The organism is Siminovitchia thermophila (assembly GCF_016909185.1).
GTDB classification, from domain to species: Bacteria; Bacillota; Bacilli; order Bacillales; family Bacillaceae_C; genus Siminovitchia; species Siminovitchia thermophila.
In genome coordinates, this window is the sequence record NZ_JAFBFH010000033.1 from 30,275 (window position 1) to 56,305 (window position 26,031).

Here is a 26,031-nt window from a genome sequence, read left to right on the forward strand (position 1 = left end):
AAGGATGCCTCCATATAAAAAGCAAGGGAAGAACCGTTATCCGATCTTTGGAATAGTCGCTCTTAACGTCGTTCTTCTGATCATCATCAGTTTCCAATACTGGTGGGCGGGTGCATTTGGTGCTCTCTTGCTCGGGATTTTCATTTTCTTTACAATACAAGCGGAAAATGAGAGGCTGCGCGAAACAGAACAATACATCTCGACGATCTCCCATCGCGTTAAAAAGGTGGGAGAAGAAGCGCTGTTGGAAATGCCGATCGGGATCATGCTGATCAATGATGATTATGATATTGAATGGACAAACTCTTATATGGCTTCCTGTTTAAGCGAAAATACACTTGTGGGAAAGACTTTATATGATATCTCGGAAGCGCTTGTTAAACTCGTAAAGGAAGAACGAGCGACGGATATTGTCACATTAAATGAGCGGAAATACCGTGTCCAAGTAAAAAATGAAGAACGCCTTCTTTATTTTTTTGATGTGACAGAAGAAATAGATACGGCCAAACGGTATCAAGAAGAACGTCAGGTTATCGCGACCATTTTAATTGATAATTACGATGACGCTACACAAGGAATGAATGACCAAACGAAAAGTGAACTGAACAGCACCGTTACGGCGCTTTTAAATAATTGGGCCATAGAGCGGGACATCTTCCTGAAAAGAACATCATCCGACCGGTTTATTATTTTATTAAATGAAAAAATTCTCAAGCAATTGGAGCAGGAAAAGTTTTCTATTTTAGATACCGTGAGGGAAACGACAGCAAAGCAACATGTGCCTTTAACGCTCAGTATCGGTGTTGGGCTGGGGGTATCATCCTTTCCTGAACTCGGCGCTTTATCGCAATCAAGCCTGGATCTCGCGCTTGGACGCGGAGGCGACCAGGTTGCCATGAAATTGCCGAACGGGAAATTGAAATTTTATGGCGGGAAGACCAATCCGATGGAAAAAAGAACGCGGGTTCGCGCACGGGTCATTTCCCATGCCTTGAAGGATTTGATTACAGAAAGCGACAAGGTCATTGTCATGGGGCATAAATATCCCGATATGGACGCTATCGGTGCGGCAATCGGTATTAGAAAAGCCGCCCATATGAATCATCGGGAAGGCTATATTGTGATCGATTTTGACGAAATAGACCAGAGTGTCAGAAGGCTGATTGAGGAATTAAAAAATGAACCCGATATTTATACAAGGCTCATTACACCGGAAGATGCCTTGGAAATTGCGACGGAAGATACATTGCTCGTTGTTGTGGACACACATAAGCCATCTCTCGTTATTGAAGAAAAACTGTTAGGTAAAACGGATCGGATCGTTGTCATCGATCACCATCGACGAAGTGAAGATTTTATCAATAAGCCGTTGCTTGTCTATATGGAGCCGTATGCTTCATCCACCTCAGAGCTTGTTACAGAACTGTTGGAATACCAGCCCAAAGGAAAAAAACTGCATCGACTTGAGGCAACCGCTCTTCTTTCTGGCATTATTGTAGATACTAAAAGTTTTACGCTTAGGACAGGTTCCCGAACATTTGATGCGGCTTCTTATTTAAGGTCACGCGGGGCGGACACGGTTCTTGTGCAAAAGTTTCTGAAAGAAGATGTGGAATCGTATGTAAAGCGGGCGAAATTGATAGAAACAATGGAATTTTACGGTGATGGGATTGCGATTGCGACGGGTGCGGATGATGTGATTTATAATCCGATCATGATTGCCCAAACAGCGGATACGCTGCTGACGATGGAAGGTGTAAATGCCTCATTCGTTATTTCAAAGAGAGATGAAAACACTGTCGGCATCAGCGCCCGTTCACTCGGTGAAGTAAATGTTCAAATCGTTATGGAAATGTTGGGCGGAGGAGGCCACTTGTCGAACGCAGCTGTCCAACTGACGGATGTATCCGTTTTGGAAGCCGAGTTGCAATTAAGGCAAGTGTTGGATGAATATTTCGAGGGAGGTCAATCTTCATGAAAGTCATTTTTTTAAAAGATGTCAAGGGAAGAGGAAAAAAAGGGGAAATCAAAGATGTTGCTGTCGGCTATGCACAAAACTTTTTATTTAAACAAGGCTTGGCAATCGAAGCAACTCCCGGAAATTTAAAGGCGCTTGAAAACCAGCAGAAAAAAGAAAAACAGAGAGAAAAAGAGCTGTTGGAAGAATCTAGACAATTAAAGGAAAAACTTGAAAAAATCTCCGTGGAAATCACAGCAAAGTCGGGAGAAGGCGGAAGACTGTTCGGATCGATTACGAATAAACAGATTGCTGATGAATTGAAAAAAACGCATAATGTTAAGGTCGATCGAAGAAAAATTGAACTTGACCAGCCGATCCGTTCACTTGGAGTGACGAAAGTACCGGTCAAAGTCCATCCTGAAGTAACGGCAACACTCAATGTACATGTAAAAGAGCAAAACTGAAATTCATATATGTCTCCATATCATTTCATGGTAAAATGGAATAAGTATTTAAAATGTGATCCGGATACCGGTCACATTTTTTCTATGGCATGTTTTATGCGGGAGCAGGGAGGGGGATTGAACAGTGAATGATTTATTAATAGACCGTACGCCACCGCAAAATATTGAAGCGGAACAGGCAGTGATCGGTGCTGTTTTTCTTGAGCCTTCAGCGATCGTATTAGCATCGGAAATCCTTGTGCCCGAAGATTTTTACCGGAGCGCCCACCAGAAAATTTTTGAAGTGATGATTGAATTAAACGAATCGGGAAAAGCGGTGGATCTTGTCACGGTAACCGAAAAATTGGCGGCATCCAAACTGCTGGAAGATGTAGGAGGAGTTTCTTATTTAAGTGAACTCTCCATATCGGTGCCCACAGCCGCTAATATTGGTTATTATGCCCGGATCGTGGAAGAAAAAGCGCTCCTGCGCCGTTTAATCCGTACGGCCACTGACATTGCCACGAACGGCTACACACGGGAAGACGAAGTGGAAGAACTGCTCGATGAAGCCGAAAAAAGCATTATGGAAGTAGCCCAGCGGAAGAACGCCAGCGCTTTTCAAAACATAAAAGATATTCTCGTCCGAACATATGACAATATTGAAATGCTTCACAACCGTAAAGGGGAAATTACCGGGATTCCTACGGGATTCTCTGAACTGGACAGGATGACCGCAGGCTTCCAGCGAAATGATCTGATCATTGTTGCCGCCCGTCCATCAGTCGGTAAAACGGCTTTTGCATTGAATATCGCGCAGAACGTTGGAACAAAAACCGATGAAAATGTCGCGATCTTTAGCCTGGAGATGGGGGCAGAGCAGCTCGTCATGCGTATGCTTTGTGCCGAAGGCAATATCGATGCCCAAAATTTAAGAACAGGGGCACTGACAGATGAGGATTGGCGTAAGTTGACGATGGCAATGGGGAGCTTGTCCAATTCCGGTATCTATATTGACGATACCCCTGGAATCCGTATTAGTGAAATCCGTTCCAAATGCCGCAGGCTGAAACAGGAACACGGTCTTGGGATGATCTTGATTGATTATTTGCAGCTTATTCAGGGCAGCGGACGTGCTAAAGAAAACCGGCAGCAGGAAGTATCGGAGATTTCCCGTTCATTAAAGGCATTGGCCCGTGAATTGGAAGTTCCCGTCATTGCCTTATCCCAGTTGTCCCGTGGTGTGGAACAGCGTCAGGACAAGCGCCCGATCATGTCTGACATCAGGGAGTCGGGAAGTATCGAGCAGGATGCTGATATTGTGGCATTCCTGTTCCGCGAAGATTATTATGATCAGGAATCAGAAAACAAAAATATCATTGAAATCATTATAGCGAAACAGAGGAACGGCCCGACCGGGACCGTCCAGCTTGCCTTTGTCAAAGAATATAATAAATTCGTCAATTTAGAGAGAAGGTTTGACGATTCCGCCGCGCCGCCTGGCGCATAGCGATTGAGCACTTCGTATTCGGAGTGCTTTTATTTGTGCCTTTTGACGCCAATATAGCCTCGTCACTTTCATGGCTGTCCTTTATGTTTAAAAAGCGAATTTCTAATAAAATAACCAGAGGTGCTGTCCGGAAAGTAATATTTCAGCTTGAAAGTTTAAAAAACCAACCCAAGAATACTGTAAAATCAACATTCTTGGGTTTTAAATGTTAGTTCATGTATTCTAAAATGGACTTTTTAGACAGCTCCCCATTTATTTTTGTGGAAAAGCATCTTGAAATCTGTCTTGATACAATCCGCTTTGTTCCAAAGCATAGCCAAACTGATATAATTCAGCTTCATCACCATGTTTTGCAATGAATTGAACGCCAATTGGCAGGTTATGCATGGATAAGCCGCAAGGAAGCGACAAAGACGGATTGCCTGTATAGTTTGTTGGCGATGTCAATCTTAACAATGCATGGCGAACAGCTTCCGTTTGGCCTTGAATTTGTACTTCCCGCTGGCCAATATTAGTTGGTAGAATAGGGAGTGTCGGAGTGAGCAATACATCGACGTCATCAAAGACCTGATTATATTCGGCAATTAACTGGCTTCTTTCGACTTGTGATTGCACATATTCATAGCCTTTAATAGCTTGACTTGCGACTAATCTTTCAAATACCTCATCGTCTACATCGCCTTTGTGGTTTTGGATAGTATCTTCATGTACCGCCGCAGCTTCTGATTGAATCGTTATACTTTGCGCTATTGCGATTTTATCCAAAATAGGAATATCCACTTTCTTAATGATGACACCGAGTTCTTCATACATATGGATGCAATGAATGACCTCTGCGTGCACTTCTTCGGCGATGAAATCAAAATAATAAGAGGGAATACCTAACGTTTTTCCTTTTACATCTTGGCCAATCAAAGAGGAGTAGTCCTTTTTTTCCATTTTCAAAGAGTACGGATCCTCTGAATCATATCCGGCTATAACGTTTAGCAATAACGCGTTATCCTTTATATTCTTGGTCATCGGTCCAATATGATCAAGAGTATAAGCCAGAGGAAATGATCCTTTTTTGCTCACCAGCCCAAAGGTCGGCTTCATCCCGACAATTCCGCACGCCGAGGATGGAATCCGGATAGATCCGCCTGTATCGGTTCCTAAAGCGCCAGTGACCATGCCGGAGGCAACAGCGGCGCCTGAGCCACTGCTCGATCCGCCGGTAATTTTATCTAAATGATGCGGATTGCGGCACGGCCCAAAATAGGATCGGTCACCGATTGGTCCATAAGCAAATTCATGTGTATTCGTTTTTCCTATTATTACCGCACCGGCATCTTTTAATTTTTGGACAACCGTTGCATCCGTGTCGGGGATAAATTGTTCATATAGTTTCGAACCCATTGTTGTCCGAATCCCTTTTGTAAAAATTAAATCTTTTATGGCAATAGGGATGCCGTGAAGCGGGCTTCTTATTTTGCCGGACAATAACTCCTGTTCGAGTTTTTTGGCGGTTTGTAAAGATTCTTCTTCTGCAACCGTAATAAAGGCATTGCATTTTGGATTTTCTATCGCAATTTTATGCAAAGTTTCTTTTACCAATTCAACAGGTGATAATTCTTTCTTTTTCATTAATTTTGAAATTGATAAAATATCCATATTACGCTTCCGCCTTACTTAATGTATTCGTTACTTGCCGTTGACCAGGTTTCACAAAGAGCATTGCAATCATTCCTGCGCCGGATGCGATCGCAGCTGCCACAAACATCGAAGTGTAACCAAAACTGACAACTAAAAACCCGGTTAATATCGGGGCTATAATGGTAGCTGTATTGGTAATAAAGTGTGTAATGCCGCCAAATGTACCTGCTCGGCTCGGTTCCGTATCAATAATAACCGACCAATAAACAGAATTTGGAAGTGAATTAAACGCATTCCCGATACACATCAAGACCATAACACCGACAATGGTGTTTGCGGTAGGGATCAACATGAAACATATAGCTGTCAATAACAATGAAACAACGGCCAGTCCAGACCTCGCGATTCGCAGACTTCCTGTTTTGAGACGCAAGTAGTCGGAAATTTTTCCGCCAAGCAATACGGTAAAACAGGCTCCAATCCAAGGAATCATTCCCAAATACCAAAGAGATGATAACTGAAAGCCAAATTGATCTTGTAAGTATTTCGGAGTCCAAGTAAGCAATAAAAAGTTAATATATTGGAAAGCAAAATAGCCTAAAGCATTAAAAACGAGTGTCGGATTTTTAAAGAAATGATACCATTTAATTGAATCATCATGCTTACTAACGACTTTTTCATTTGGCAATAAATCTTTTACAGAGCGGATTTTTTCCAACTCTTCCTTTGATACATTCGGGTTTTGCTCGGGTAAATCCGTAAACATTTTTGCCCATATGAAAACCCATACAATTCCCAGGCTGCCCAAAATAATAAACATCATTTTCCAGCTTGTGACAGATAATAGCCCAACTGCGGCAGGCGCTGTTAACAATGCCCCGAGCGGAGTTCCTAATAACCCCAAGGATACAGCAAATCCACGTTCTCTGGGTGTTGCCCAGTTCGCATTTGTTTTATTAATGGTTGAAAACGTCGGCCCTTCGGCAAATCCAAATAAGATACGAATGATGGCAAATCCGGTTAGAGCAGAGCCGCCAAACAGGGCCATACCAATATCTCCGGCAAATGCAGTGGCGATGACAAACAAGGACCAGCCAATTCCGATAAAAATCCAAACAAATTTGGGTCCTTTCTTATCCGCGAGAATTCCTCCGAAGAGAGAACCGAATAAATATCCGAATCCAAAATATCCTAGTACGGCTCCCCATGAAATAGGGTCAAATCCATACTCGCCAATAATATCTTTTTGTGCGTATGAAATGGCTCCTCTATCGATATAGTTGATGATCACCATCAAAACCATCATTAACATAATTTGATAGCGGTAATTATGCTTCATGTAACATCCATCCTTTATAAAGTTGAAAAGTATTTTTGCGCTTCAAATCTCACCCGATCATAATGGTGAGCCAAAGTTTTTTCCACATGATTCGTTTGTAATCCTTCTAACACTTTCAAATGTTCATCAATCACTTCTGTTCGTCTGATCGGACTTTTTAAAACTTTCATCGCGATTCTGCGCATCAAGTCATACACTTGATCACTTATGGAGACCATCTTTTTATTATTGCCAAAATGGTTGATGGTTTTATGAAATTCTTGATCTATTAAAGTAAACTCGTAGTCGGATTGTTTCGTTGAGACCGATTCCATTTTATTGATGATGTTTTGAAGTTGTTCAATTTGTTCACTAGTAATCGTTTCTGCCACTTTTTTTGCCATTGCGGTTTCAAATATTAACCTCACTTCTAAAATATCATCTACATCCTTCATCGTTAAAGGGCTTACATAAGTGCCTTTATAAGGAATTGATATGAGCCATTCTTCCGCTTCTAATCTTTGGATGGCCTCTCTAAATGGTGTTCTGCTTATACCAAATAACTCCTTGGCTTTATTTTCAGTTAGTACTTCATGATCGGTTAAAACCCCCTTGATGATTGCCTCTTTAATGACGTGATAGGATTGTGCTTTTAACGACTTTGGGTTTATAAAAGACATTTCCATCTTTTGTACCTCCTATTGAAAATTAATCTTAAAGCAGTAAAAGTAATTTGTAAATATATAATATATGATACAGAACATTCAGTATTTAATGGCGAATGAATTTTTTATGTTGGAGCATAAGCAGACATTTGAGGGCCACTTTTCCGACTAGAATAGATGATTCGGGAAGGCAGAGGAGCATGGATGGATGTGAATTACATATCAAGAAGACAGTGTGGCTAATAGAAAAACTGTTCGGAGAATGAGTATGATGAACTGGAATCGGCACTTATCAGTTTATGAAAAATTCGTGTTACAAACACTTAGGAAAAGACTTACCAACTGCGTATATAAGGAGGTTGATGTGCCGTAAAAGACCCTGCAGTATCAAGAAACAGGGCAGAGATGGCGTTTAGCGCTTTTTGGTCTTATTCGCTATATGACTTGGCCCGCCTCTTCTTTTTGGGAAAGGGAGCAAGTGAAGAATACTGTTAAAACCTTTACCAAGTAGGTTATAATAAATGAGGGAGAACCTTGCTTTAAAGACGAACAAATTATGATAGTTCAATTGTTAATGTTCGCCTTTTGGCTTGACTCTAGGCAAGGCCCATTGATAAAATATAATTAATTCATATTAGGGTTCATTTTTGAGCCAGCGGAGGTGCTTTTTGCATGTCATCAGTAGTGGTTGTCGGAACGCAATGGGGAGATGAAGGAAAAGGGAAAATTACGGACTTTTTATCAGAAAATGCAGAAGTGATTGCCCGTTATCAAGGAGGCAACAATGCAGGCCACACAATTCAATTTAACAACGTTACATATAAACTGCATTTAATTCCGTCGGGAATTTTTTATAAAGATAAAATCAGTGTAATTGGAAACGGCATGGTGGTTGATCCGAAAGCGCTTGTAAAAGAGCTGGAATATTTGCATGGCCATGCTGTTTCAACGGATAATTTAAGAATTAGCAACAGGGCTCACGTTATTTTGCCTTATCATCTGAAAATTGACGAAGTGGAAGAAGAACGTAAGGGCGCTAACAAAATCGGTACGACAAAAAAAGGAATCGGTCCCGCGTATATGGACAAAGCGGCACGTGTCGGCATTCGGATTGCCGATCTGCTGGACAGGGAAGTGTTCGAAGAAAAACTGACGCGCAACCTGGAAGAGAAAAACCGGCTTCTTGAGCGTTTTTATGAAACAGACGGTTTTAAACTGGAAGATATTTTGGATGAATATTATGAGTACGGACAACAGTTCAAGGAGTATGTGTGTGATACATCTGTTGTGCTGAATGATGCATTGGATGAAGGCAAGCGTGTCCTCTTTGAGGGAGCGCAAGGGGTCATGCTTGATATTGACCAGGGAACATATCCATTTGTAACCTCATCCAACCCGGTCGCAGGCGGTGTGACGATCGGTTCCGGCGTGGGGCCGACGAAAATTGACCATGTTGTCGGTGTATGTAAGGCGTATACGTCAAGAGTGGGAGATGGCCCGTTTCCGACTGAATTGAAAGATGAGATTGGCGATCAAATCCGCGAGGTCGGCCGTGAGTACGGAACGACGACCGGACGCCCGCGCCGTGTTGGCTGGTTTGACAGCGTTGTGGTCAGGCATGCCCGCCGTGTCAGCGGCCTTACAGACCTGTCGTTGAATTCCATTGACGTATTGACGGGTATTCAAACATTGAAAATTTGCACGGCGTATGATTATAAAGGCACAATGATTACAGAATACCCTGCTAACTTGAACATCTTGAAAGAGTGCAAGCCTGTTTACGAAGAATTGCCTGGCTGGACAGAAGACATCACCGGCTGCAAAACACTCGATGAGCTTCCTGCCAACGCACGCCATTACCTGGAGCGCGTTTCGCAATTAACCGGCGTCACACTTTCCATTTTCTCCGTGGGGCCTGATCGCTCGCAAACAAATGTCATAAGAAGTGTTTGGAGATAAAGTGAAATTTGAAAAAGAGGTTGAACATCGTGATCGACATCACTGCTGTTCAGCCTCTTTTTAGGCATGAGGACTTTTCACCGCTACATGGAACTGGACTGGATGCGTGAGATTGATAAAAAATGAATCCGGGAATAGGGCTGAATACGTTTGGAACTGGATGTGCGTGAGTTTCGTATAAAGTGAATCCGGGAATAGGAACCGAAAACGGTTCACATCCTTTCGTGCACAAAAAACATGGTAGGAAACTTCCAGCGTGGGGACAATGTGGCCAGCCCTTTATAGCCGCAAAGATACAAGAGATACGCGCGAGAGTTTCCTGCGATAATAGAATATTATAAGGCGGGAAAAGAGACAGTAAAAAATCATCTATCACAAGAAGTGTTCATAAAACAAAGGGAACAGGCATAGATTAAAAACAACATGAAAATAGTGACATGAAAGAGACAGCCTAAAAGAATTTGTCGAAATATCTTGCTGATCCGCATTTCATATGTTAATATTATCACTAACTTTTATTTTAAAAAGCATTGCGACGACGATGGCTCTCGTAGTGCTTTTTTTACTTTTTATGAACAAAGTTTTTGTATCAATAGCAGGGTGACTGGTATAAAAAGGATTCGGGCGCTTTTGGAACGGGTCCTTTATTTGTGCTAAAATAGAGAGATTAAGAGGAAAAATATAATTTACTAAAATATAGAATGAATGATGAAAGAGGAGATGGGGCCGTGGATAAGAAAATCCTGGTAGTTGATGACGAGAAGCCAATTGCTGATATTCTCCAGTTTAACCTGAAAAAAGAGGGATTTTCTGTGCAATGCGCCTATGATGGCGATGAGGCATTAAAGCTTGTGGAAGAAATGCAACCGGATATGATTCTATTGGACATTATGCTTCCGAACCGGGATGGCATGGAAGTATGCCGCGAAGTGCGTAAAAAATACGACATGCCTATTATTATGCTGACGGCAAAAGATTCGGAAATTGATAAAGTGCTAGGATTGGAATTGGGTGCGGACGATTATGTCACAAAACCATTCAGCACAAGGGAACTGATCGCACGCGTGAAGGCAAACTTGCGCCGCCACTCGCAAATCGCCGAGCAATCGGCGGAGGATGAGAACGATGAAATTAATATTGGTGCACTTACGATTCATCCCAATGCTTACGTTGTTTCCAAAAATGGTGAAACAATTGAACTGACACATCGCGAGTTTGAACTCCTTCATTATCTGGCCAAACATAGTGGTCAAGTCATGACCCGCGAGCATTTGCTCCAAACGGTATGGGGATATGATTACTTCGGAGACGTGCGGACTGTGGACGTTACTGTGCGGCGTCTTCGCGAGAAAATTGAAGACAACCCAAGCCATCCAACATGGATTGTAACCAGAAGAGGGGTCGGCTATTATTTGCGTGTGCCTGAACAGGAGTAGTCTTTATGGAAAAAGTAGGTTTTTTCCGTTCAATCCATGTTAAGTTCGTAACGATTTATTTATTGCTGATTATGATTGCCATGCAAATTATCGGTGTATATTTTATCGGAAAACTGGAAGAACAGTTGATTACAAACTTTAAGCACTCGATAGAAGGCAGGCTTCCATTATTAGAGTACAGCCTGAGCGAAGAGATGAAGAAAGACAGGACAGATGAAGAGGCTCCTTCGCTCGAGGAAGAAGTACGCAAACTGCTTTTTGACTTTTCAGGGGAGGATATCTCCGAGGTTCGCGTCATTAATAACAGAAATATCGTTGTCGGAACGTCTGAAAGAAATAACCAGGGCATTGTTGGACAGAAAACAACAGATGTCATGGTAAAGAGGATTTTGGCTGGCGGGAAGAAAGAAGACAATATTTTTATAGATAAACCATCAAAAGATCGCGTATGGATATTGACGACTCCGATCAAATCTGGAGGAGAAGTGGTCGGAGCCATTTATCTTGTTGCCAAAATTGAAACCGTATTTGACCAGCTGGAAGAGATCAACCAAATATTTATTTCGGCAACATTAATCGCCATGTTCATTACGGCAATACTCGGGATTTTGGTCGCGCGCACGATTACAAGGCCGATTTCTGATATGAAAAGGCAGGCCGTTGCCATGGCTAAAGGCAACTTTTCGCGCAAAGTCCGTGTTTATGGTGATGATGAAATTGGCAAGCTTGCTCTTTCGTTTAATCACTTGACGAGAAAGCTCCAAGAGGCTCAGGCGATGACGGAAGGGGAACGGAGAAAGCTTTCCACAGTTCTTTCCAACATGACGGACGGAGTTATTGCGACGGATAGGAAAGGCCGTATCATTTTGATCAATGAACAAGCGGCCAAAATGCTCTCAGTTTCACGTGAAACAGTCATTTCCCACCCTATTACCGAACTGCTTTTCTTTGAGGATAAAGACAGTTTTGAGGACTTGCTGGAACAGCAGGAACCGATTGTTCTCGATTACAGTACAAATGAATCTCCTTTTATTTTACGGGCGAACTTTTCAGTCATACAACGTGACACCGGGTTCATCAATGGGCTTATCGTTGTGTTGCATGATGTAACAGAGGAGGAGAAAATCGAGGCAGATCGGAGAGAATTTGTTTCAAACGTTTCGCACGAACTGAGAACCCCACTGACAACCATGCGCAGCTATCTTGAAGCATTGTCTGATGGAGCGCTTCATGACAAAGAGTTGGCTCCTCATTTTCTGAATGTCACACAAAATGAAACGGAACGGATGATCCGCCTGGTCAATGACTTGTTGAAGCTCTCGAAAATGGACAGCAAGGACTATGAGATGAATAAAACTTGGGTGGATTTTGTCTCCTTTTTCAGTTCAATCATTGACCGTTTTGAAATGGCGAAAGACCGGAACGTTTCCTTTAGGCGCCAACTTCCCGACAAGGTCATTTTTGTGGAAATAGATGAAGATAAGCTGACACAAGTGTTGGATAATATTATCTCGAATGCGCTCAAATATTCTCCGGAAGGCGGCCAGATTACTTTTAAGCTGAAAGAACTCGATGATAAAATTGAGGTAAGTGTAAGAGACCAAGGTCTTGGCATTCCAAAGGAAAATATAGAGAAAGTATTTGACCGTTTTTACAGAGTCGATAAGGCGCGAACAAGAAGGTTGGGTGGAACCGGCCTGGGCCTTGCCATTGCAAAAGAAATGATAGCAGCCCATGGAGGTCATATTTGGGCAAGAAGCGTGGAAGGAAAAGGTACGGCCATTATTTTCACGCTTCCTTACGATCCTGAACAAAAGGATGATTGGTCGTGAATTACGAAAACATGAAATCGTTCCTGCTTTTTTTCCTTGTCTTAACGAGTGTTGTGTTGACATGGAATTTATGGACGTACCAGCCGAAATATGAATTTAGTGAAGAAAAAAATGTTCACGAAGTATCCATCTCCGATCCGAAAGATGTGGCGGATTTAATCAAACCGGTGGGGGTTTTGTTTCATTTCCAAAAAGACCACTATGGGACGGGCAAGGACGAACATATTGATCAATTACTTGCCGAATTAAACGGCTGGACATTTTACGATTTCAGCGATCCAGTCGTTTATTCGCCTACCCAAATTCGCAAGCTTTCCGAGTCTGGAGAAAATATAGAAATCATCTTTCCCGACCTTGTCCCATTTGATGTGTATAAAAGGGTTTTGCGGTTTGAGTCCAACAATCTTCCTTATGGAGCATTCAACCGGATTGTCATCCGCCTGGATAGTGAAAAGCAAGAAGACGGGTCAGTATATTTCATTTCCACAAAAGATGGAAAGGTATATGAAAGCCATGTTAATCATGATCAGCTTGTTTCATTGTTCAACCATTTGGAAAAGAGTAAAACAAAATATGACGCTTACCAGGCATACAATCTTCCCGATGGGAGAATCAAGTTTCTTCCATCCGAACAAATAGAGGTTCCGCGTTATAAATACTACTCCGACTACATTGAACCCGAAAGCTTCAAAAATGCGCTATTTAAAGATCCGGACTATGTGCGGAGAGATTCGATCACGGATGGCGCAAAATATACGGATGGGACGAGCCTCATGACCGTTGACTACTTGACGAACATGTTTTTTTACGTGAATCCGAGCCAGACCATTAATACTAGGATAAAAAGTGAAGACATGAATGTTTTGGAGAGAAGTATTAATTTTGTCAATGAGCATGCAGGCTGGACTGATAATTACCGTTATCTCAGCATGGACCCGTATGATAAAAACATAAAGTTTTTATTGTTTATAAAAGGGTACCCCGTATTCAGCCAAGAAGGTATGACGAAAATGGAGCTAACTTGGGGAAAAGAAGAAATTTACCAGTATGAGAGACCTTATTTTATTCTGGATATTCCACTTCCCGCCCCTAAGGTTGTGACATTGCCATCCGGAAAAGAAGCAATGGACGAATTGCTTTCCAATCCGGATATTAAAGTCGATTTAATCCAAGAATTCATTATTGGTTACGGACTTGTAAAAGATCCCGAAAATCCCAAGTTATTGACGCTGGAACCTTCCTGGTATTACTTGTACGCAGGTTCATGGCTACGTCTTGATACTGAGGAAATAAAGGGGGAATAACATGGACTGGAGTAGACTGAAAAGCATCTTTATCATCGCATTCCTGACTCTCGATGTTTTCCTCCTGAGCCAGTTGTTGAACAAGGAACGGATCAATCAGCTGGAAGTCAAAATGGATGTCTCATTGGAAGAAAGCTTAAAAAATGACGACATTGATTATAGCAGTATTCCAAAGGAAACCTTTGCTGATCATTACATGAGCGCCAATACGAAAACATTTACGGATGAAGAATTGGAGAAATTGAACAATCAAACGATAAACAGCACCGATCGGACGATGATCCAATCGGAACTAAAGACACCAGTGAAAATCGGAAAAAATTTCGACACGTCCGAATTGGATCAATTCATTAAAAATGAAGTGTTATTTGGTGAGCAATATGTGTTTGGCTATCATGATGAAACAGCTGGGATCATTACGTATTTTCAGAAACACCAGGAAAAGCCATTTTTCATAAATAAAAGCGCAAGCCTGGAGTTTACAGTCACTAAATCAGGAGAAGTTCAGTCTTATAAACAGACGATGCTAGAAAAGATTGAACCGATCAGTGAAAAAGAAGAAGTGCTTCCTGCCATTCGGGCAGTTGAAGCGATTTATCGCAATGGGCTGATGAAGCCGGGAAGTAAAGTGGTTGAAGCGAAACTCGGCTATTACACTGTCGTAAACATGGAAGCTACCCAAGTATTGACACCGACGTGGTGTATTGTCGTGGAACATGAGAAAGAAAAAGAGCAGTTGTTAGTCAATGCATTTGAGGGACAAATTATCGAAGTGAATCCCGGTGACGAAGAAAAAGTGAAATTGGAGTGAACAAGTACATGTCGATGCAATTTAGTGTTTTGGCCAGCGGCAGTTCGGGAAACGCCTTTTATATTGAGACAAATAAACACTCCTTTCTTGTAGACGCCGGAGTCAGTTGCAAAAAAATCGGGGAATTAATGGAGAAAATTGGACGCGATCCAGCAAAGCTAGATGGCATCCTTGTTACCCATGAACATAGCGACCATATTAAGGGCCTGGGTGTCATGGCCAGAAAATACCGGCTTCCCATCTATGCGAATGAAAAAACGTGGAAGGCAATGGACGGCATGCTCGGGGAAGTGGTGACTGATCAAAAATTTGTTTTTGAAGTGGAAGCTGTCAAATCTTTCGGAAGCCTCGACATTGAATCTTTCGGCGTCTCGCACGATGCTGCTGAACCAATGTTTTACATTTTTCGGTCTGAAGGGAAAAAGCTCGTCTTGATCACGGATACAGGTTATGTCAGCGATCGGATGAAAGGGATGATCGCTGATGCGGATACGTATATTTTTGAAAGCAACCATGATATTGAGATGCTGCGGATGGGAAGATACCCGTGGAACGTGAAACGGAGAATATTAAGCGATGTTGGACATGTCTCCAATGAAGACGCGGCTTTGGCGATGAGCGAGGTTATTGGCGACCGGACAAAACGCATTTACCTCGCCCATTTAAGCCGTGACAATAACATGAAAGACCTGGCACGGATGAGCGTTACCCAGACGCTGGCGTCCCGGGGAATTGAAGTGGGAAGCCATGTCAGACTGTTTGATACCGATCCTTACATACCGACCGACCTCGCAGCCGTATAAAAAATGTTTAAATAAGCGTAAATACAGGAATAGATAATGAAAACACGCGGCGGTTGGCTGCCTGTTTTCATTTTTTTGTCCACACCCTAAGCTATTTACAAAATAGAAAACGTTTATTATTTAATTTCTGTCGCTTTGCGCATTATAATAAGGAATATGAAGGGAAAACCTTTTGGGGAATGGAACGTAGCAAAAGAAAGGAATGGTGTCTAGTGGGACTTTACGATGATCACAGCCCTAACCGCTTTAAAAAGAAAAGAGGCGGATTCTTTTCAGGAATCATCGGCGGAATCATCGGCGCGCTTTTAATGGCCCTGCTCTTTCCAGCATTAGATTGGAATGAACCCCCGAACCAAAACAATGCAGCGATTGAAGAAAATAGAGGCAAAACGGATCACCCATCCAAGAATGTCTCACTTGATGTCACGACAGACATAACCGAGGCAGTGGAAAAAGCCGGAAAAGGTGTGGTAGGCATCACCAATATTCAAACGGCAAAATTTTGGTCTGGCGGGGAGGGCCAGGAAGCGGCAGGGGTAGGATCAGGAGTCATTTATAAGAAAGCGGGGGACAAAGCGCTTATCGTAACGAACAACCATGTGGTCCAAGGCTCTTCGCAACTGGAAGTGACCCTGTCAGACGGCAAAAAAGTTTCCGGGAAACAGCTTGGAGGCGATATATGGACAGATTTGGCGGTCGTTGAGATAGATGCCGATGGAATTGCCGATGACGCCGTAACAGAATTCGGCGACTCTGACGCTTTGAAAATCGGGGAGCAGGTCATGGCAATCGGAAATCCGCTTGGACTCGAATTTGCCGGATCCGTGACCCAAGGCATTATTTCCGGAGTCAATCGGGCGGTGCCCGTCGATATTAACGGAGACGGTGTGGCTGACTGGAATGCGGAAGTCATCCAGACAGATGCCGCCATTAACCCCGGCAATAGCGGTGGAGCGCTTGTCAATATTGCAGGGCAGGTCGTTGGCATCAACTCCATGAAAATTGCGCAAAGCACAGTAGAAGGCATTGGCTTCTCGATTCCGATCAACTATGTTATTCCAATTATTGAAGACCTAGAAAAATACGGTGAAGTCAAACGCCCGTCGATGGGCGTCACATTGCGTGATGTCGCAGAAGTATCCGCCTATCATCAGCAGGAAACACTGAAATTGCCGAAAGACGTAACTACTGGTGTGATGATCGAGTCCGTTATGGCCAATTCACCTGCTGGAAAGGCAGGATTGGAAGAATTGGACGTCATCGTTGAACTGGACGGACAAAAAGTGGACAATGTCATTGCGCTCAGAAAACATTTATACAACACGAAAAAAGTCGGCGATTCGATGGATGTCACGTACTATAGAGGCGGCAAAAAAGAAAAAACCACTATCAAGCTGACGGATGAAGCCAGATTATAAAATGTTAAGCGGGAACAGCCAAATGAGGCTTTCCCGCTTTTCTGATTTAATGGTAAAATAATCTGTGGATAAAGAAAGTGGCGAGTATTTAAGAGAAAGTCGATAGTATATTTTGGGAAGTTGCGAGTAAATCGAGAAAGTGGATAGTGTTTCGATAGGTGGCGAGTAAATTGAGAAAGTCGGTAGTAATTTCGATAGGTCGCAAGTAAATCGAGAAAGTGGACAGTAATTTCGATAGGTCGCAAGTAAATCGAGAAAGTGGACAGTAATTTCGATAAGTCGCAAGTAATCAAGAAAGTCGAAAGTATTTCCAAAAAGTTGCGAGTAATATCGGAAAGAGTATTTTATAAAGATGGCGAGTCTTTCTGAGAGAATCGCGCGCCTTCAAAATTCAATTGCGATCTCGAGAAATACTAATTATTTTTTAAAAAAAGAAGAGTTATCCAGAAAGCGATACGAAATCCATGTTCAAAACGATTTTTTATGGTCATGATTACATGATGATATAAACGGAAAGGAGGTTATTATATGATTTATTGTTGCGGCGAGCACGTTGAACTGGCATTGGATGTCATCGTGGATGAGCACGAAACCTTTCCCAAACTTGAAAAATTAGAAGAAGGAAAAAACTTGTCCACAACTTGTGAATACTGCAAAAAGCACGCTGAATATCTTGTAGGGAACTAATATTCCCATACTAAATGTGGATAGTTTATGTGGATATGTGGATAAGGTATGTGAATAAGTTGTTTGTTTCATGTTTTCAACTTGTGTATAACTTCAGAGAAGGGGAACAGCTATGAATATCACCATCATTTCCGTCGGAAAACTGAAAGAAAAATACTTAAAACAAGGAATTGACGAATACCTCAAGCGCCTCACAGCGTACGCCAAATTAAACATCATCGAACTCCCCGATGAAAAAGCCCCCGAAAACTTAAGCCCAACCCAAATGGAACAAATAAAGAAGAAAGAAGGAGACCGGATCCTTTCCAAAATCAGCCCCAACGCCCACGTCATCGCCCTCTCCATCGAAGGCACCATGAAATCCTCCGAAGAACTCGCAGCACGCTTCGACTACCTTGCCACAACCGGCAAAAGCAAAATCGTCTTTGTCATAGGAGGCTCACTCGGCTTGAGTGCGGAAGTGATGAAACGCGCCGATGAGGCTTTGTCTTTTTCTAAAATGACTTTTCCACATCAGTTAATGCGATTAATATTGGTGGAACAGGTGTACAGGGCGTTTAGGATAATAAAGGGGGAACCGTACCACAAATAGAGGCAAAAAAAGTTGTAGATAAGGTGGTATTTTGTTGTCGGAAGCGGGTATTGGTTGAGAAAATGCAACTTCTTTATCCGTTTCACGATATAGCAAATGAATAAGCGTAAAAGTCTTTGATAAATTGACCTCTGTAAAATCGAAATCCAGTTCAACCTGATGAATAGTTCTTGAACGATTCTCCAGTTGCCTTATTGAAATTTTACCTATGAGTAGCTGTAGCAACTGCTTTTTTTCTTCTCTTGAGGAGCTTTGGTAGACTTCTACAAACTTTTCTAATAGAAATCGAACCAATTCATGTGGAATGACTTTTGTATCTGATGAACTTAGTTGTATGCTGAGTTCATTTTTCTTTTGTTCAAGTTCCGTTTTTTCTTTAGCAACCTGTTGCAGTCGCTCTTGTAAGATGGCGACAGGGAAGAGGTTTTGTTCAAATGCTTCTAAATACTTTTCTTGAAGCTGTTGTATGTCTATTAGCTTCTTTTCAATTTGCTCTAAGTCCCTCTTAAGTACGGAAATGGAGTGAACAGATTGCTTATTTAATGATTGAATTGTTGAGATGAAGTATTCCTTGTTGGCAAGGAAATTTACAATTCGCTCAAACACTTGATTTTCCGCTTCATATGCTTTGATACCATTAGATCTACAGGCAGATGACCCTTTATTATGGAAGTCAGAACAGACATAATAACGATGTTTTCGTTTTGTCCCATCTTTGCGTGTATAGGTAGTAATAGAAGGAACCATACCTTGCCCACAGTCAGGACAACGAAGAAGACTACTTAATAAAAATGGCTCATTTGATTGGCGTTGCTTAAATGACTTGCTCTTTCTTCTGGCTTGCACCAAATGCCAAAGTTCCTCGGTAATAATGGCTTCGTGTTTGCCATCTACAAGAATAGGATTGGGATTTTTACCTTTCCGTCGCTTTGTATCCCAGTTTTCAACTTTAAGCCAACTGATCTTTCCAACATAAATGGGATTATCTAATATTTGAGCGACCCCATTGATAGAAAAGTATCTGTTTCTTTTTGTCCGAAAGCCATGCTTGTTTAAGTGGTTTGCAATTGCTTTTAATCCTTTTCCTGAAAGGTATAGCTCATAGATAAGTTGTACAACTTTTGCTTCTTTTTCATTCATAACAAGTTCCTTTTTAACAGAATCGTAGCCAAAGCAGACCCCGCCGTTCCAGGACCCTTCCAAAGCACGCTGTTTCATGCCAAGTTTTACATTTTCTGACAGTGTATTGCGTTCCATTTCGGCAATGGAAGCCATTAATTGCACAACAAGTCGGCCGATGGGACTTCCAGTGTCAAAGTTCTCTGAGTAAGAGATAAATTTAACACTATTTTCTTCAAACTTATCCAGCACAGTCAGTGTATCTAACATGTTACGGGATAGCCGAGAGATTTTCCAAACAAGAACGGCATCGAACTCATCTTTCTCCACGTCAACCACCAATTGTTGCATAGCGGGGCGACCTGAAATGTTTTTACCACTGACCCCTTCATCGACATATTCTTTTACCACTTGCCAACCATACAGACCTGCATAATTGCGAAGGGTTTGTAGTTGAGCTGTAATACTGTAACCCTCTGTTGCCTGCTCTTCCGTAGAGACACGACAATAAATTGCGACTCGTTTTATTTCATTCATTAAAATGCCTCCTTTCGATAACAGTGTATAATGGAAAAAGAAAAAGGGAAAGAATGTTCTCTTTCCCAACAGAGAAATTATATTATGACACAAGTTTTGAAATAGAATTTATTTCAAAGTGATAATTGATTTGTTTCACGACCCTTTTCACTCTCTTTTTCCCAAGGGGAACGGTTGTAACTTGAATATCTTGAATGATTTCCTTCAATAGCTCCTTTTTCTTTATATCATCTAATGACTGAAAAAACTGTTCAAAGTTATCTAAAATGTTATTAACAATTAACCCTACATTCAAATTATTTTCTAATTCAATGCTTGATTCCACTCTTTTTAGTTTATCATTGATATCCCTCTCGGAACTTTGTAAATGACTAAGTTGATCGGAAAATGCGTCTTCGTCAATTATCTGTTTGTAAAATAAATCGAATAACTGATTTTTATTTGTTTGTAATTCCTTTAATCGCTTTTTAAAGAATTTTATTTGCTCATGTTTGGGTTGTATATCTAACTTTAATTGGGAGGATAATTTCGAAGATAGGAATATTCTTATTTCGGTGGCTTTTAATTTCGAGGATAGTTCAGTGAGGACTTTCTGTTCAGCATCGTTTTTATTGATTAAATTTGCTTTACATAAACCTTTATTCTTATTTTGACTGCATTGATAATAAAGATATTTGCCACCTGATGATTTGTGCTGAACCATTGAAGAATTGCATTCTGGACATTTAAGGAAACCAGATAAAAAGTATGAACCCTTATGAATTTTAACAGGCTGATAGCTACGTTTACTATAAGAGCTTTGTGCTTTAAACCATTGCTCTTCACTAATAATTGCGTGGTGTTGCCCTTTGTAAATTTTCCGTTCTTTCCCTTTTTCACCCCATCGTATAAAACCAGCGTAAATAGGGTTGGTTACGATTGATTTTATAGAAAAGATACTCCAACTTCTTGAATTATCTTCATCCGAAGTATAATGGTTATTCAGATAGGAGGCGATTTTTTTATATCCCCATCCATCTACCACATACCTATCAAAAATAAATCTAACAATTTTCGCTTCAGCTTCATTAATTTGAAGCTTCTTTGCAGGTGTAGAAGAATAACCAAACACCCTTCCGCCGTTAAAAAGGCCCTTTTCCGCACGTTCTTTCATTCCATTTTTACAATGGAATAAAATGTTCCGTCGTTCGTTCTCTGCCATTGCAAATAAAACCTGGAGTAAAAGTATAGATCCCTCCGTTTCAGTGTTAATTCCTTCAGAAATACTAACCAAGTAGTGACCCTTTTTGTGGATTTCATCTAATAAACACATTGCTTCTTTCAAATTACGAGCAAACCGATCCAGCTTCCATACAACAATATAGATAGATTCCTTCTCATTAGAAAGAACGTCATGAAGAAGTTGCCTAAATTCAGGTCTTTCTTTTATAGAAGATCCAGAACCTGATCCCTCATTGTAGATTTTCAGTAATTCAAAATTGGCATACTCGCAATGTCTTCTTACTTCCCGATCTTGCTTAGGAATAGAATAGCCATCAAGTTGAATATCTGTACTTACCCTTAAATAACCAACTGCTTTTTTCAAGATACTTTCTCCTTTCTTTCTGTTGTCTTTTGATATTCATCGAGATTGTCGATAATCAAATCCACAAGTAGGTGTAGAAAGTTATTTGCCTTTATTTTTTGTTTATCTTTTTCACCAAAAATCAGTTCTTTATAATGGGTGTCGAAGTCAAAGATATAGTTGTTTTGCAAATGAATCTTCCTTTCTTTCGGGGTTTTGTTTCGGGGATAGTGCGTCGTCAAAGAGGTTATGACATTTACAACTCAGATTATAGGAGTCTATGAAAAAAAGTAAATAGCAAATGTGTCTGAGGTTTCGTTTGCTAAAGTATTAAAGTAAGGAGGAGGCGATAATAAACTAACATTATTCACTTTCAGCATAAAAACAAAAAGACTGTATTACTTAGATATACAAAAAATCACAATAGGTAGTTAAGCAAGAGGGCGTACTCCTCCCCTTGAAACAAATACACCTATTGAATTGTTCATGTATCTAAGTAAAACAGTCTATAATCTATCAAAATATGTTATATAAAAAATTCTATAAAATATAATAAGAAATATTTTGCCTAATGTCAATAGTTAATTGAGTGTTACAACAATTAATGGAATCAACAGCTCGAACCAGCTCGAACATAAAACCTATTTATTTCAACTTGACTTCTTCGCTATATTGTCAGTAGCCCATTTGATTTTGGGGGCAAGGAAGGATAAATATAGTGGGGCTGGGTGCAAAAATGTAACAGTAAACCCTTGGTGTACAAAGGGTTCCAGCCTCCCAAGATTCACTTGGAGGTGGAGAAGGTGATTCATACAATTAAGTTGTTTTTCCCTATCGAATACTATGAAGTGATGGATTTACAAAAGAGGTTTAATATTTACTACAGGCATTTGAATGATTACTTCGCTGATCACTATGGCGGTAGGTTCAAAGGAGTCACTATTCATATTTCAAACAAAGGGAACGGACAATGGAAATTATATATGTTCATAGATGCGATTCTTCTTCTTGGTAAGTCTGATCTGACGGAAGATGACTATCCTTTAATAGAACAAGAGATAAAAAATATTCTTTGGATTCTCTTTAGACATTTTTCGCATTTCAAACATCATATTTTGCAAAGAATTGATTACCGATACGATGTGATTGTAAAGGAAAAGCACCACCGAGAGCTTCTGCTCCACTTGTATCAGAAGCTTACTAAATCACATCGTTATCAAAAAAAGTATATAGGTAAGCTTGATGCAGAAGGTGTCTTTCAAAAGTATGAAACGACAGTTTATCATTCATCTAAATCGGTACAAGCTGTAGTTTATTCTAAAGAAGAAGAACGAATGTTCAAAAAGGAAGAAATCCAGGAGTATGAAAAAAACGTATTAAGATTTGAAGTACGGATTTTACAAGATCATATTAATTATATGGCAAGAAAGGACAAAGGGAATAGTCGGCCTAAGAAATTAAAGGAATATATGAAAGAAGAAGTTTATCGAGATTATTTCCGTAAATATATGTCTCCCATTTACCACGCTGGAGATTTTTATAAGTTAGAGGAAGCACGAAAACGAATACGAAAATCCCCCCTCACTGATTCCAATAAAAATAAGCTGATTGGATTTTTGAAACAAGTCTCTTCTCACAGCATTGATACTCCGTTAAAATCCTTGACAGACTCCACATTTCGAAACCGCCTGAAAAAGTTGAGTCAACTTGGCATCAATCCAATTCCCATCCCAAAAAATTACCCAAAAGCACCAACAACTTTAAGCAATCCCCTGGATAATATTTTATGGTAAAACAGTTTCAAGTTTTTTGGAGAGTTATAGTTGATGTATGGTCACTCATGGTTATAATAGTAGGTAAGCACGATATTGTGAGTATCGTGTAACATTGCTGAACATGAACTTGAAGTTCAGTACGGCAATAAGTAGATCCATGTTAGAACCACTCCGCTTTCCAGGCTTCGGGTGGTTCTTTTTATTTAAAAATCCAAACATTGAAGTTTCAATATAATAGAAGAAATAATAGTTAAAACAATAATAATTGATCAACTTTAAGAAGTGAAGGAAAGGCGGATGGTGATGTATAGGTTTAGAACTGTGTCAAACTTAATCGGGGAATTTCAAGAGTTACAAAAACAGCAGATATACTTTGCACACCCTGAACAACTAAATGATCCAATGGAAGGAATGCGTCGATATTTCTGGCGGGGAGACGAAATTGTGTGGAGAAATTTGCTAAAGCATTATCTTCTATGCTTAGAGCATGTAGTTACACTGGCAAGATTAACTGAAGAAAATGAACAGATAACAAAAGACGACATTCCAATCTATAAAAGTTTAGAAAATTTGCCAACAGATTTATATAGGGAACGTATTCAGGAAGTATACGAAGTATTCTTTTCCAATCGTTTTGTTCAATCCTATCTAAGTTTTATCATCAAAAATCCATACAAAATTTATTCGGAAGAGCTGTATGTTCATTTAAAATTTTTATTTAGATACGCATTAAATGCTGTTTTTGAAGTAGATGCTAAACATGGATTTATTCCAACATCAGGAGATATTAATGAATTAAAAAGTGATAATGAGCAGGCAGATGCTTTCTTTACGATTTGGGAAAAAATAAGTGAATTACCTGACGGTCAAGAAATGTATGAACATTTAATGAAAGCAGTGCATGAAGTCATGAAAGAAATGGATTTTCAACATATCATTAAATTAAATAGTTCAATTAAAATGCAGAATATATATGTTGAATTTCCACAGATGTATATAGAAGCGATAAAAGCCTTAACTTATCCAGAAGCGTATATAGCTTGCTTTATGGATAATTGTACAAATTCGTCTATTTGGGGGACTTATGGGGATAATCATAGGGGGGTTTGTTTAAAGTACAAAATAAAAGACCAAGAAAAACCTACACTAAAATTAAAAACAATTACAGGATTTTCATCATCAGGAAATACATATGGAACAGTAGAATTTCCATTAAAAAAGATGATTTACTCCAATGAATTTGACGAATTAGATTTCTTTAGAAATATTGGAAGACTACCAGTCGGTCATTTAGAAAGACAATGGTATACAAATGAAAAAGGGGAGCGAAGTATTTGTAGTGAACATTTGTTTTCAAATAAAGAAGAATGGAGGGGTAGGCACTGGGAGTCCTTCGAAACAGCATATTTGAATAAGTTACCTGCGTGGTCACATGAGAGGGAATATCGTATAATCTTGAGTAGTGTTCTTGAAATGTTCAGTGAATCAAAAGATAGACTGCTCGAATACAACTTCGAAGATTTAGAAGCTATTATATTTGGAATTAACACACCAAAAGAAGATAGAATAAAGATTATCGAGATAGTAAATGAGAAGTGTAAAAAAGAAGGTAGAAAACAGTTTGATTTTTACGAAATGGCATATTCAAATATAAAACAGGAAATGGATACAAGGAAAATTCTCTCTTTAAAACTATAACTTTATCAAGTATAAAAATATGCATTAAAAAGAAGTTGGGCGAGTTATATTCACTCTACTTCTTTTTAATTTGAGTATCAGATTCTTAATCTACTACCCAAAGTGAAGTTATCAAACCCTTTTCCCAATCTATAATGATAAAGATCTTCCGATCAATAAATGAGGATTTCCAGATGGAAAAAATCAAAAAAGGAGTAGATTGAAATGGGAAAAGGTAGAAAACAATTGAATGATGATTTTGCTAAGTTGCTGAAAAAACTTCGGTTAGCCAAAGGTTATTCATTGCAACAATTAGCAGATCGAAGTAACGTTACGCCTTCATATTTAAACAGGCTTGAGCGTGGTGAACGAAAGACACCTACTTTCTCGGTACTTCAACATATTGCAGAAGGACTTGACGTAGATGTTAATGTTCTGCTTGGATTAGATGCAAAGGATACAAATGAACCACTTTCATTGGAAGAATTGTTTTTTACCAATGAAATAGAGTTTGGAGGCAAACAGTTAACTGCTGATCAAAAGGAAGTGCTATTGGATATCATCCAGGAGGCATTAGAAACAGAAGCAACACCAGTTGAACTTTTGATGGATTCATTGAAGAAAATTGGAATGTTAATCTGCGAGTTGAAAGAATCGTGATTCATCATCAACGGAGCCAATGATGGTTTTCCGTTGTACATATGGTATATGTATAAAGTAAATACAGTATCAATATTATGTATGTATACGGTTAGGGCAATAACACCAAGAATATTGGATAAATGTCTATAAGGTTATAGATAACATATGCAATTGATATATACATGTTATATAACTACCAAATTCGTTTGACAAGAACAAATATTCTCTTTTATAATCTGATAAAATGAAAGGTGTATTTGGCAAGTAAAAAATGTATGAAATGGCATTTAAAAATGCATGCCACTTGTCGCCTCCAATTATTGCTGTATTAATGATTCTTTATAACG

21 protein-coding genes are annotated in these 26,031 nt (G+C 40.0%); 15 read left to right on the forward strand and 6 right to left on the reverse strand.

The window, feature by feature from the left end:
- Positions 1-4 precede the first annotated feature (4 nt).
- The 3 genes from JOC94_RS18335 to dnaB all read left to right on the forward strand — a co-directional run bounded on the left by JOC94_RS18335 (position 5) and on the right by dnaB (position 3,913).
- Positions 5-1,978, forward strand: coding sequence for a DHH family phosphoesterase (locus JOC94_RS18335; protein WP_077112037.1), 1,974 nt, complete (start codon positions 5-7; stop codon positions 1,976-1,978).
- Positions 1,975-2,424, forward strand: a complete 450-nt coding sequence (gene rplI, locus JOC94_RS18340; RefSeq protein ID WP_205180051.1) for a 50S ribosomal protein L9 — start codon at positions 1,975-1,977, stop codon at positions 2,422-2,424. Before JOC94_RS18335 ends, rplI begins: the two co-directional genes overlap by 4 nt.
- A gap of 124 nt (positions 2,425-2,548) precedes the next feature.
- A complete protein-coding gene (gene dnaB, locus JOC94_RS18345) occupies positions 2,549-3,913 on the forward strand; it encodes a replicative DNA helicase (RefSeq protein WP_077112035.1) in 1,365 nt (454 codons plus the stop codon).
- A gap of 252 nt (positions 3,914-4,165) precedes the next feature.
- Here dnaB and JOC94_RS18350 read toward each other — a convergent pair whose 3' ends face one another.
- From JOC94_RS18350 to JOC94_RS18360, 3 genes are read right to left on the reverse strand one after another with little or no spacing between them, the layout of a single operon-like run.
- The gene (locus JOC94_RS18350) at positions 4,166-5,563 is read right to left on the reverse strand and encodes an amidase (protein ID WP_205180053.1); all 1,398 of its coding nucleotides are present in this window, start codon (positions 5,561-5,563) and stop codon (positions 4,166-4,168) included.
- Between the two features lies 1 nt (position 5,564).
- Positions 5,565-6,884, reverse strand: coding sequence for an MFS transporter (locus JOC94_RS18355; RefSeq protein ID WP_205180055.1), 1,320 nt, complete (start codon positions 6,882-6,884; stop codon positions 5,565-5,567).
- A gap of 14 nt (positions 6,885-6,898) precedes the next feature.
- A complete protein-coding gene (locus tag JOC94_RS18360; protein WP_077112032.1) occupies positions 6,899-7,549 on the reverse strand; it encodes a GntR family transcriptional regulator in 651 nt (216 codons plus the stop codon).
- A gap of 651 nt (positions 7,550-8,200) precedes the next feature.
- On the opposite strand from JOC94_RS18360, the gene JOC94_RS18365 reads away from it, so the two are divergent.
- The 9 genes from JOC94_RS18365 (at position 8,201) to rlmH (ending at position 18,370) form a co-directional block, all read left to right on the forward strand.
- The gene (locus JOC94_RS18365) at positions 8,201-9,487 is read left to right on the forward strand and encodes an adenylosuccinate synthase (RefSeq protein WP_077112031.1); all 1,287 of its coding nucleotides are present in this window, start codon (positions 8,201-8,203) and stop codon (positions 9,485-9,487) included.
- 701 nt (positions 9,488-10,188) lie between these two features.
- Positions 10,189-10,923 carry a response regulator YycF gene (gene yycF, locus JOC94_RS18370; protein WP_205180057.1) on the forward strand — a complete coding sequence of 245 codons (735 nt, stop codon included), beginning with the start codon at positions 10,189-10,191 and terminating at the stop codon, positions 10,921-10,923.
- A gap of 5 nt (positions 10,924-10,928) precedes the next feature.
- Complete coding sequence (gene walK / locus JOC94_RS18375; RefSeq protein ID WP_077112030.1) at positions 10,929-12,755, forward strand: cell wall metabolism sensor histidine kinase WalK; 1,827 nt, start codon at positions 10,929-10,931, stop codon at positions 12,753-12,755.
- Entirely contained in the window at positions 12,752-14,059 is a 1,308-nt protein-coding gene (locus JOC94_RS18380; protein WP_205180059.1) for a two-component system activity regulator YycH, read from the forward strand. The genes walK and JOC94_RS18380 overlap by 4 nt, the downstream gene beginning before the upstream one ends.
- A gap of 1 nt (position 14,060) precedes the next feature.
- Complete coding sequence (locus JOC94_RS18385) at positions 14,061-14,870, forward strand: two-component system regulatory protein YycI (protein WP_205180061.1); 810 nt, start codon at positions 14,061-14,063, stop codon at positions 14,868-14,870.
- Positions 14,871-14,878: 8 nt separating this feature from the next.
- Positions 14,879-15,673: an MBL fold metallo-hydrolase gene (locus JOC94_RS18390; RefSeq protein WP_077112027.1), complete on the forward strand. Its 795-nt coding sequence runs from the start codon at positions 14,879-14,881 to the stop codon at positions 15,671-15,673.
- A gap of 212 nt (positions 15,674-15,885) precedes the next feature.
- On the forward strand, positions 15,886-17,091 hold the full coding sequence (locus JOC94_RS18395; RefSeq protein WP_328799810.1) for a S1C family serine protease: 1,206 nt from the start codon (positions 15,886-15,888) through the stop codon (positions 17,089-17,091).
- Between the two features lie 528 nt (positions 17,092-17,619).
- Positions 17,620-17,778, forward strand: coding sequence for a CxxH/CxxC protein (locus JOC94_RS18400; protein ID WP_205180065.1), 159 nt, complete (start codon positions 17,620-17,622; stop codon positions 17,776-17,778).
- 112 nt (positions 17,779-17,890) lie between these two features.
- Positions 17,891-18,370, forward strand: a complete 480-nt coding sequence (rlmH, locus tag JOC94_RS18405; RefSeq protein WP_205180068.1) for a 23S rRNA (pseudouridine(1915)-N(3))-methyltransferase RlmH — start codon at positions 17,891-17,893, stop codon at positions 18,368-18,370.
- Here rlmH and JOC94_RS18410 read toward each other — a convergent pair.
- The 3 genes from JOC94_RS18410 to JOC94_RS18420 form a co-directional block, all read right to left on the reverse strand.
- On the reverse strand, positions 18,305-20,026 hold the full coding sequence (locus JOC94_RS18410) for a recombinase family protein (RefSeq protein WP_205180070.1): 1,722 nt from the start codon (positions 20,024-20,026) through the stop codon (positions 18,305-18,307). The genes rlmH and JOC94_RS18410 overlap by 66 nt on opposite strands.
- An 82-nt stretch (positions 20,027-20,108) precedes the next feature.
- Positions 20,109-21,611: a recombinase family protein gene (locus tag JOC94_RS18415; protein ID WP_205180073.1), complete on the reverse strand. Its 1,503-nt coding sequence runs from the start codon at positions 21,609-21,611 to the stop codon at positions 20,109-20,111.
- On the reverse strand, positions 21,608-21,781 hold the full coding sequence (locus JOC94_RS18420; protein ID WP_205180075.1) for a hypothetical protein: 174 nt from the start codon (positions 21,779-21,781) through the stop codon (positions 21,608-21,610). The genes JOC94_RS18415 and JOC94_RS18420 overlap by 4 nt, the downstream gene beginning before the upstream one ends.
- A 660-nt stretch (positions 21,782-22,441) precedes the next feature.
- On the opposite strand from JOC94_RS18420, the gene JOC94_RS18425 reads away from it, so the two are divergent.
- The 3 genes from JOC94_RS18425 to JOC94_RS18435 all read left to right on the forward strand — a co-directional run bounded on the left by JOC94_RS18425 (position 22,442) and on the right by JOC94_RS18435 (position 25,702).
- Complete coding sequence (locus tag JOC94_RS18425; protein WP_213089118.1) at positions 22,442-23,383, forward strand: phage/plasmid replication domain-containing protein; 942 nt, start codon at positions 22,442-22,444, stop codon at positions 23,381-23,383.
- Positions 23,384-23,668: 285 nt separating this feature from the next.
- The gene (locus tag JOC94_RS18430) at positions 23,669-25,063 is read left to right on the forward strand and encodes a DUF2971 domain-containing protein (RefSeq protein WP_205180077.1); all 1,395 of its coding nucleotides are present in this window, start codon (positions 23,669-23,671) and stop codon (positions 25,061-25,063) included.
- 204 nt (positions 25,064-25,267) lie between these two features.
- Entirely contained in the window at positions 25,268-25,702 is a 435-nt protein-coding gene (locus JOC94_RS18435; RefSeq protein WP_205180078.1) for a helix-turn-helix domain-containing protein, read from the forward strand.
- The last annotated feature ends 329 nt before the right edge of the window (positions 25,703-26,031 follow it).